Source organism: Corallococcus carmarthensis, assembly GCF_003611695.1.
GTDB lineage: Bacteria > Myxococcota > Myxococcia > Myxococcales > Myxococcaceae > Corallococcus > Corallococcus carmarthensis.
In genome coordinates, this window is sequence record NZ_RAWE01000059.1 from 38,268 (window position 1) to 46,965 (window position 8,698).

An 8,698-nucleotide genomic window follows, 5' to 3' on the forward strand; every position below is an offset into this window, starting at 1 on the left:
CATGCACCTGGGAGCCACACTGCGTCTGCTGCGGGTGGACGCGGGCCTGTCCCTGCGCGACCTGGCGCGCCGCATTGGCGTGTCGAGCGCGTACCTGAGCCGCGTGGAGAACGGCGTGGACGCGCCGCCCACGCAGGAGCGGCTGACGGCCATCGCCCGGGAGCTGGACGTGCCCCCGGGGCTGCTCATGGACGTGGCCAACCGGGTGAGCCCGTACGTGGCGGGCTACCTGGAGGACGTGCCCGCCGCGGGGACGCTGATGCTGGACATCGCGCGCCGCAAGCTCACCGGCGCGCAGCTGGCGCGCGTGCGGGCCTTCCTGGACGCGGAGTTCCCCCTGCGCGAGGTGCGCGGCGATGAACCCGTGCCCCCGCTGGCGCCGCTCTTGAGCGCGGAGCGGGTGGTGGTGCAGCTCTCCTGCGGGGACTACGAGGACGCGCTCGACGTGGCGGCCGGCCGGCTGGCGTCAGCCCTGCCCGGCGTGGACGCGGCGGCCCTGGCGCAGGGGCTGCGCCAGCGCGAGGGCGAGGCCCCGTCCCAGGTGGGCAACGGCGTCTCGGTGCCGTACGCGTTCGTGGCCGGCGCGGCCCCGGTGGCGGCCCTGGTGACGCTGGCCCGGCCCCTGAAGGTCGACGCGCCGGACGGCCAGCCCCTGCGGCTGGTGGTGGCGCTGGTGGATGGCCACGTGGGCCGCGCGCGGCTGATGCGGCTGGCGCACGTGGCACGGCTCGCGGGGCGCGGGCTGGCGGACAGGCTCCACGGCGCGGAGGAGCCCCAGCGGGTGCTGGAGACGCTGGAGGAACTGGAAGCGCTGCGCTGAAAAAGCCTCGGCGCGCCTTCAGCGCATCTTCAGCGTCCTTGGGGCACCCAGTGCTCCCAGGGGCCGATGTCGCGGTAGCCCAGGTGCTTGTACACGCGGAGGCCCGCCGGGGTGGACTGGAGCACCGTCGCGGTGCACCCCCGCTGCCGGGCCCCGGAGATGAGCCCTCGCATCACCGCCGACGCGAGCCCCAATCCCCGGGCGTCCGGGTGGGTGGCCACCAGGTACACGCCCGCCGTGTCCGCCACGTCCACCGCCAGCCCGCAGGAGCGCGCCTTGCCGCCCTCGCGCGCCACCACCGTGTGCACCGGGCTGGGGGCCGGCCGCCGCCAGATGGAGAGGATGTCCCGCCACTCCGCGCCGTAGGTCTGGACGTTGATCTCCACCAGGTCGCCCATGTCCTCCACGGACTCCACCGGCACCCCGGGCGCCGCGTCCGGCAATTCGTGCAGCCAGGCCCCCATGCACACGACGGTGAAGTCCGGCCGGTAGCCCGCTGAGCCCAGCACCCGCGCCGCGTCCCGCTGGCCCGGCGTCAGGGTGACGCGCCAGCGCGGCAGCCCCAGCCCCCGGTAGAAGTCCGTGAGGGCCGGCAGCGCGGCGGAGAGCGCGTCCGCGTCCGTGAAGAGCACCTGCTGGAAGTGCGCGTCCTCGTAGTGGGGCAGGGCGAACGCGTCCACGCCGGGAAGCCGCAGGTGGCGCAGCGAGCCCCGCTCGGCCTGGAGGCACTTGAAGGCGATGAGGTTGGTGTGAAGTCGCAGGGTGAGTTCGGCATCCGTCATGCGGGCCGGCAGCCTAAGCGCGAGGACGACGGCCAAAGAACAGCCGTGGAGGAAAGGACGCGCGCACCGTGCGCCAGGGGGTTAGGTTTCCACCCCTTTCGACCGCTCCCCATGACCCCGCGCTTCTTCTCTTTCGATCCGCGTCCCACCCGAATCTCCCTCATCCTGGGCGCGTGCCTGCTGGCGGTCCTCACCGCCTGGGCCCTGGCGGACTACCGGGGCGGCGGAGGGCTGGTCGCCATGGCGCGGGCCGGCATCAGCGCCGGCCTGATGCTGACCTTCCTCGTCTCCGTCCACCGCCTGCGCCCCCGGCCCCAGTGGGGCATCACCCTGGACAGCGCGGGCGTGCGGGTGGCCCGGCCCTTCAGCGGCCAGCCGCTCGAATTGCACTGGGGACAGATTGATTCCGTGCGCCGGGTCGGCCGGAAGGGGAGCGTGCTCGGGCTCTTTCTCAAGGAAGAGGGAAGGGTGCTCGTCACGCGACATCTTTTCGCCCGCAAGGCTGTTTATGAAGAGTTGTTCGCGGCGCTGGAGGACCGCCTCCCGCCCTCCCGTTTCGACGCCTGATTCATGAATCTTTCCGCAGCCTTGCGCGGGCTCCCGAACCTTGTCCGGGATGCCCGGTGGTGGTAGGCACAGCAGGCACAGCCCTGTCGCAACGGCAGCCTTTCCCAAGGACACGCTTCACATGGAAAAGACCCCCGCTACCGGCGCCGCGCTGGCCGCGCCGCCCGCCGAGTATGGGACGGACAGCATCACCAAGCTCGAAGGGCTGGAGGCCGTCCGCAAGCGCCCTGGCATGTACATCGGCGACACGATGACCTACGGGCTCCACAAGCTCGTCTACGAGGTCGTCGACAACTCGGTGGACGAGGCCCTGGCCGGCCACTGCACGGACATCGAGGTCATCATCCACGTGGACGGCTCGCTCAGCGTCCAGGACAACGGCCGCGGCATCCCCGTGGGCCCGCACCCCGACCCCAAGTTCAAGGGCAAGGACACCCTGGAGGTCGTCCTCACGGAGCTGCACGCCGGCAGCAAGTTCGGCAACGGCGCGTACAAGGTGTCCGGCGGCCTGCACGGCGTGGGCGTCACCTGCGTGAACTTCCTGTCGGAGTGGTTCAGGGTCCGCATCCAGCGCGCCGGCAAGGTCTACGAACAGTCCTACGCGCGCGGCGTGGCCAACGGTCAGCCCCAGGAAGTGGGCACCACGGACAAGCTCGGCACGATGATCCACTTCAAGCCGGACTCGCAGGTCATGGAGACGGTGGACTTCAACTTCGAGACGCTCAGCCAGCGCCTGCGCGAGCTGGCGTTCCTCAACGCGGGCCTGCACATCACCATCCGCGACGAGCGCACCCAGAAGGAGCACGACTTCAAGTTCGACGGCGGCATCTCCTCCTTCGTGGAGTACCTCAACAAGGCGAAGGAGGCGCTGCACGACAAGCCCGTCTTCATCAAGTCGGAGCGCGAGGGCGTGTCGCTGGAAATCGCCATGCAGTGGAACGATGGCTACGACGAGCGCATCTTCACCTTCGCCAACAACATCAACACCCACGAGGGTGGCAGCCACCTGTCCGGCTTCAAGGCCGCGCTCACGCGCACGCTCAACAGCTACGCGGAGAAGGGCGGCGTCTGGAAGGACCTGAAGGAGACGCCCACCGGCGAGGACGCGCGCGAAGGCCTCTCCGCGGTCATCTCCGTGAAGCTCTCCAACCCCCAGTTCGAGGGCCAGACGAAGACCAAGCTGGGCAACAGCGAGGTGAAGGGCCTGGTCGAGCAGATGGTGAATGATCAGCTCGCCTCCTTCCTGGAGGAGAACCCGCCGCTCGCGAAGAAGGTCGTGGCGAAGATTGGCGACGCGTGCCGCGCCCGCATCGCCGCGCGCAAGGCCCGTGAGACGGTGCGCCGCAAGGGCGTGCTGGACGGCGGCGGCCTGCCCGGCAAGCTCGCGGACTGCCAGAGCCGCGACCCGCACGAGAGCGAGCTGTACATCGTGGAGGGCGACTCCGCAGGCGGCTCCGCGAAGCAGGGCCGGGACCGGCGCAACCAGGCCATCCTCCCCTTGCGCGGCAAGATCCTGAACGTGGAGAAGGCGCGCTTCGAGAAGATGCTGACCAGCGCCGAAATCGTCACGCTCATCACCGCGCTGGGCACGGGCATCGGGGCGGAGGACTACGACCCGGAGAAGGCGCGCTACCACCGCATCATCCTGATGACGGACGCCGACGTGGACGGCAGCCACATCCGCACGCTGCTGCTCACGTTCTTCTACCGGCAGATGCGCGAGCTCATCGACCGGGGCTACGTCTACATCGCGCAGCCGCCGCTCTACAAAGTCACGCGCAACAAGAAGGACAGCTACGTCAAGGACGAGCGCGCGCTCAACGAGTACCTGCTGCGCATCGCCGCGGAGCACTGCCGGGTGAAGACGCCCGCGGGCGAGCTGGGCGGCAGCGACTTCAAGGCGCTCCTGGAGAAGGTCATCACCTACGAGGAGCGGCTGGAGAAGCAGGCCAAGCGCCGCGACGCGCGCATCGTGGACGCGCTGGTGCAGGCGACGAACCTGCGCGCCGAGGTGCTCGCGGACGAGACCGCGGTGGAGGCGGAACTCGCCACCATGCGCGACTACTGCCAGCGGCGCATGCCGGAGGTGATGGGCCGGCTGTCCACGCGGCTGGAGCAGGACACGGAGCACCAGTCCAAGAAGCTGGTGGTGCTGACGGACGTGAACGGCTCCATGCGCGAGTCCGTGTTCGACCACGCCTACCTGTCCTCGCCGGAGTACCTGGAGCTCGTCGCCCTGCGCGATGCGTTCAATTCCCTGGGCAAGGCGCCCTATCGCGTGCAGGTGGACGCGGGCGAGGTCATGGCGTTCTCCGTACAGGAGGTGCTGGCCGCGGTCCGCAAGGACGCGCAGAAGGGCCTGGGCCTGCAGCGCTACAAGGGGCTGGGGGAGATGAACCCGGAGCAGCTCTGGGAGACCACCATGGATCCCACCCGCCGCACGCTGCTCCAGGTCCAGATCCAGGACTTGGTGGAGAGCGAAACCATCTTCTCGCTGCTCATGGGTGAAGCGGTGGAGCCCCGCCGCGAGTTCATCGAGCGCAACGCGCTGGACGTGCAGAACCTGGACATCTGAAGTCCCGCGCACGCCGCGCCTGAAGCACCTCGCCGGGCCCCGGGTACAAAGACCCGTGGGCCCGGTGCCGTTTTTCGGCTCCGCGCCCACGTGCCCTTCCCATCCTTGTTGAGCCGGGCCGCGGATGAAGCACTGGGCCCCGTGAGCCCTTACGGAAGGAACCTGGCAATCAGTGACCAGCGCGAGGACGCCCCCGCGCGCATGTTGAGGATGGCGGTGATGCCGATGACGCCCGCCATGGCGGCGATGTTCGCGATGCCGCCCACGTCCAGCGCGCGCATCGTCTTCGCGGCCTTCTCCGGCGTGCCCGCGGTGGGCGTCAGGCCCGTCTCCACGGGGACGGCGCCTTCCGGCGCCTGCTTCGCGAGGAAGGCCCCGCCGTAGATGTTCGCCGCGCCCAGCGCCACGGTGGCGCCCAGCAGCACGTCCTTCGCGATGACCAGCCCGCGCGTGGTGCGGTCGATCTCCCGGCCCGTCAGCTTCGAGCGGCCCACCAGCCAGGTGATGGCCGCCAGGCCCACGGACGCGGCGTTGACGATGTTGAAGCCGTTCCAGGCCGCGTTCACCACCTGCCCGCGCTCCGCCTTGGAGCCAATCACCTTCACCGCTGGGTTGAGGGCCACCTTGCCGAAGAGCGAACCGCCGAAACCGGCGGCGAGCCCCAGGTTGTGCAGCACCAGACCGGTGGAGGACAGGACAGGCATCATGGACGGACTCCAGTGGAGAAGAAGTGGATGTCCGTAAGGGTAGGCACGGGCCCCTCACGCGGGAGCAGCGCGCCGGGACGGGGCCGGGAGTGGATCAGACGCCCGCCTGCTGGACGTGCGCCCGGGCGGGAGCCCGGATGCCCGGCCGCTATCGCTCGGAGCTCTTCGCCCCGCGCAGCGCTTCCGCGCGCTCCTTGCGGGACATGTTCGTCACGTCGACGATGTCGAAGTCGAGCGCGCCCTGGTTGTCCCCCAGCTGGAGGTCGGGGAAGACGCAGCGCAGGTCCTGCACGCCGGACACCTGGTAGCGCTTGCCCGTCTCGAAGAGGCGGTGCGTGCTGCGCACGGACTCGGCCTGGGGGCCCTTCTCCACGCACAGCACCGTGTGCACGCGGCCCTGGGCGCCGGAGCGCACTTCGGCGAAGTCGTCGCGCACGGTGAAGGCGTAGGTGGACTTGGGGTTGAGGCCGCGCAGCAGCATCTGGTGCTGGGGCTTCACCCGCAGGGCGTTCTTCTCGGGCTCGAACAGCACCGAGCGGGGCGGGACGTACGCGGACTGCCGCAGGTGCACGCGCACGGCGCCGCGGTTGTCCTCGAGGCCGGTGTCGTCCAGGGCGAAGAAGTGGAGCTTCTTCGCGCCCTTGATGGTGCGCGGCGCGTTGCTGATGAAGCCCACGGCGTTGTCGGCCGGCAGGTCGCCTTCCGCGTAGTACACGAGCGTGCCGGACGCGGTGCCGTCACCTTCCGCGAGCGCCGCGCTGCCCTCGGTCCACACGGAGTAGGCGGCCCCGGGCGACACGTCGATGGTGGCCGTCGGGTACTCCGGCAGCGGCAGCGCGTTGTACATGGGGCGCAGCACCAGCAGGCGCGTGGGGTAGTCCACGAGGCGCATCTCGCGGTCCTTGTCGTCCGCCAGCGCGTCCTCGACGGCCGCGGCCCCCGCGTCGGTGGAGGCCAGGCCCCCGTCCGCCTCCGTGGTGGTACCCCCGTCCGTCTCCGGGGAGGTGCCCCCGTCCTCGCTGGGGAGGCCCGCGGCGACGGCGGCAGGGCCCGCGTCCGGGGATGCGGCTCCGGCGTCGAGCGTGGCGGAGGTGGGAATCTCCGACACCATCTGGGTGGTGCCGGGCGCCACCTCCAGCTCCGCCTTGACGTGGACCTCCGGCTGGTTGGGGGTGAAGCGCCGCGTCCAGGCGCGGTAGCCCGGCCGGGTGATGACGATGGTGTGGGACGTCCGTTGATCCGAGCCGATGATGCGGCTGGGTGTGTTCCCCACCGGCCGGCCATTGACGACGACGGCGGCCCCTTCCGGCTTGGAGGTGATCCACAGGACGACGGGCGCGTCCGAGCCCTCGCCCTCTTCCGCCGGGGACAGGAAGTGGATCAGCAGTCCGATGACGAGGAGCACGGCGGTGACGCCGAACACGACCATGCTCAGCAGGCGCACCTGCTTGGCGCGCTTCTGTTCGCGCTCGGCGGCCTCGGCGGCCAGCTTCTCTCTCGCGTCGTCCGCGGTGGTGCGGGCGCGGGGGGCTTCCTTCTCCTCGGGCTCCGGCGGGTCGGGCGCGATGGCCGTCTCCACCGGCGTGTCCCGCGGCGCGGCCAGCGTGGGCAGCGACCGGGGCATCGCCGTGGGCTCCATGCCGGAGTCGGTGTCCGGCTCGGGCGGAAGCTCCGGCGGGAGGGGACGGCGGCCGGTGCCGGTGTTCTCGCGGGTGCCCCCCGGCGTCACGCGGCGAGCGCCCGTGGTGCTCTTGCGCACGGCGGTGGCCTGGGTGGACGAGCGGCGCGGGGCGCTGCCATCCGTCGCGGGGCGCAGGCCGGACGCGCTGCTGGGAGACCGCACGCCGGGGCTGGAGGGGCGCACCACGCCCGGGCTGGACGGGCGGACCACGCCGGGGCTGCCGGGGCTGGAAGACCGGCCGTTGCTGGACGGCATCCGCGCGCGGCCCTGGGACGGCTCCGACCCCGGCGACTGCCACGCGGCCAGCTGCTCCTTGAAGCCGGGCGGCAGCTCCACCTTGCGTCCCTCGGCGGCCAGCTCCTCCGCGAAGAGGTACGTCATGAGCTGGCTCAGCATCGTGGGCGTGAAGCGCGGCGTGTCGCGGTAGAGCATCTCCACCAGCGACTCGCTCAGGTCCTTCGCCGTCTGGTAGCGCGCCTCGCGGTCCACCGCCATCGCGTGCGCGACGACGGTCTCCAGGTCCTCGCCAATGGCGGGGTTGATGGCGGACGGGGGCAGGCAGTCGCCGGTGATGATGCGGGGCAGCACGGTGACGAACTCGCCCTCGAAGGGGCGCCGGCCGCAGAGCATCTCGTAGAGGACGATGCCCGCGGCGTACACGTCCGTGCGCGCGTCCAGGTCCTGCCGCCCCTGCGCCTGCTCCGGGGAGAAGTACGGGTACTTGCCCTTGAGCGTGCCCGGCGACGTCCGGGCCTCCACGGCGCTCGTGGCCTTGGCGATGCCGAAGTCGATGACCTTGACCTCGCCCTCGTAGGAGATGAGGACGTTGTCCGGAGAGACGTCGCGGTGGACCAGGCCCAGCATCTGGCCGTCCTCGCCCACGTGGCGGTGCGCGTAGTCCAGGCCCTCGCACAGCTTGCTGGCGATGTGCATGGCCAGCGGCTGCGGGAAGAAGCCGACGCCCGCGCGCGCCGCGCGCCGCAGCACCTTCGACAGGGGCTGGCCGTGCACCAGCTCCATGGCGATGAAGTACTGCCCGTCCACCTCACCGAAGTCGAAGACCTGCGCGATGTTCCCGTGCGTCAGGCCCGCCACGAGGCGCGCCTCGCTGATGAACATCTCCACGAAGTCGTGGTCGTCCACGAAGTGCGGGAGGATCTGCTTGATGACGCAGGGCTTGGTCACGCCCATCGCGCCCGTCATACGCGCGCGGTAGGTGACCGCCATGCCCCCCGCGGCAAGCTTGGAGACCAGGACGTACTTGCCGAATTGCTGGGGACTGGGTTCTGCCACGGGCGGGGAGGCGGGGCCGGGATTGGGGAAGCCCCAGCATACTCGCCTTCCGTTGAAAGTCCCGGGCGCGCTCGCATGGCGCGCGAAGATTTCGCTCCGGGTGCTGGACGGCGAAGGGGGCGCGTCCTGGTGGGTCGGAACGACCCTCGGGAATGACACGACGTTCCAGGTGGGTGGGAGGAGGATGTGAGGCGGACTGTTGCGCCGGTTCACACTTCTTCACGCTGCTTCGTTCAGCGCATTCCGGGGGCGGGGTTATCACCTGCGCCATTC

Annotated in this window: 6 protein-coding genes; 3 read left to right on the top strand and 3 right to left on the bottom strand. The window is 70.6% G+C overall.

Annotation, left to right across the window (positions count from 1 at the left end):
- Position 1: 1 nt before the first annotated feature.
- Entirely contained in the window at positions 2-820 is an 819-nt protein-coding gene (locus tag D7X32_RS18050) for a helix-turn-helix domain-containing protein (RefSeq protein ID WP_120603796.1), read from the top strand.
- Positions 821-849: 29 nt separating this feature from the next.
- Here the strand turns inward: D7X32_RS18050 and D7X32_RS18055 are convergent, their stop codons facing one another.
- Complete coding sequence (locus tag D7X32_RS18055) at positions 850-1,602, bottom strand: GNAT family N-acetyltransferase (protein ID WP_120603797.1); 753 nt, start codon at positions 1,600-1,602, stop codon at positions 850-852.
- A gap of 111 nt (positions 1,603-1,713) precedes the next feature.
- Here D7X32_RS18055 and D7X32_RS18060 point away from each other — a divergent pair, with 111 nt between their 5' ends.
- Both D7X32_RS18060 and gyrB read left to right on the top strand, forming a co-directional pair.
- Positions 1,714-2,169 (top strand): hypothetical protein, encoded by a 456-nt coding sequence (locus D7X32_RS18060; RefSeq protein WP_120603798.1) that lies wholly within the window; start codon positions 1,714-1,716, stop codon positions 2,167-2,169.
- 121 nt (positions 2,170-2,290) lie between these two features.
- Positions 2,291-4,744, top strand: a complete 2,454-nt coding sequence (gene gyrB / locus D7X32_RS18065; protein ID WP_120603799.1) for a DNA topoisomerase (ATP-hydrolyzing) subunit B — start codon at positions 2,291-2,293, stop codon at positions 4,742-4,744.
- A gap of 149 nt (positions 4,745-4,893) precedes the next feature.
- Here the strand turns inward: gyrB and D7X32_RS18070 are convergent, their stop codons facing one another.
- Together D7X32_RS18070 and D7X32_RS18075 are read right to left on the bottom strand one after the other, a co-directional pair.
- On the bottom strand, positions 4,894-5,451 hold the full coding sequence (locus tag D7X32_RS18070) for a hypothetical protein (protein WP_120603800.1): 558 nt from the start codon (positions 5,449-5,451) through the stop codon (positions 4,894-4,896).
- 148 nt (positions 5,452-5,599) lie between these two features.
- Positions 5,600-8,425 (bottom strand): serine/threonine-protein kinase, encoded by a 2,826-nt coding sequence (locus D7X32_RS18075; protein ID WP_120603801.1) that lies wholly within the window; start codon positions 8,423-8,425, stop codon positions 5,600-5,602.
- Positions 8,426-8,698: the final 273 nt, after the last annotated feature.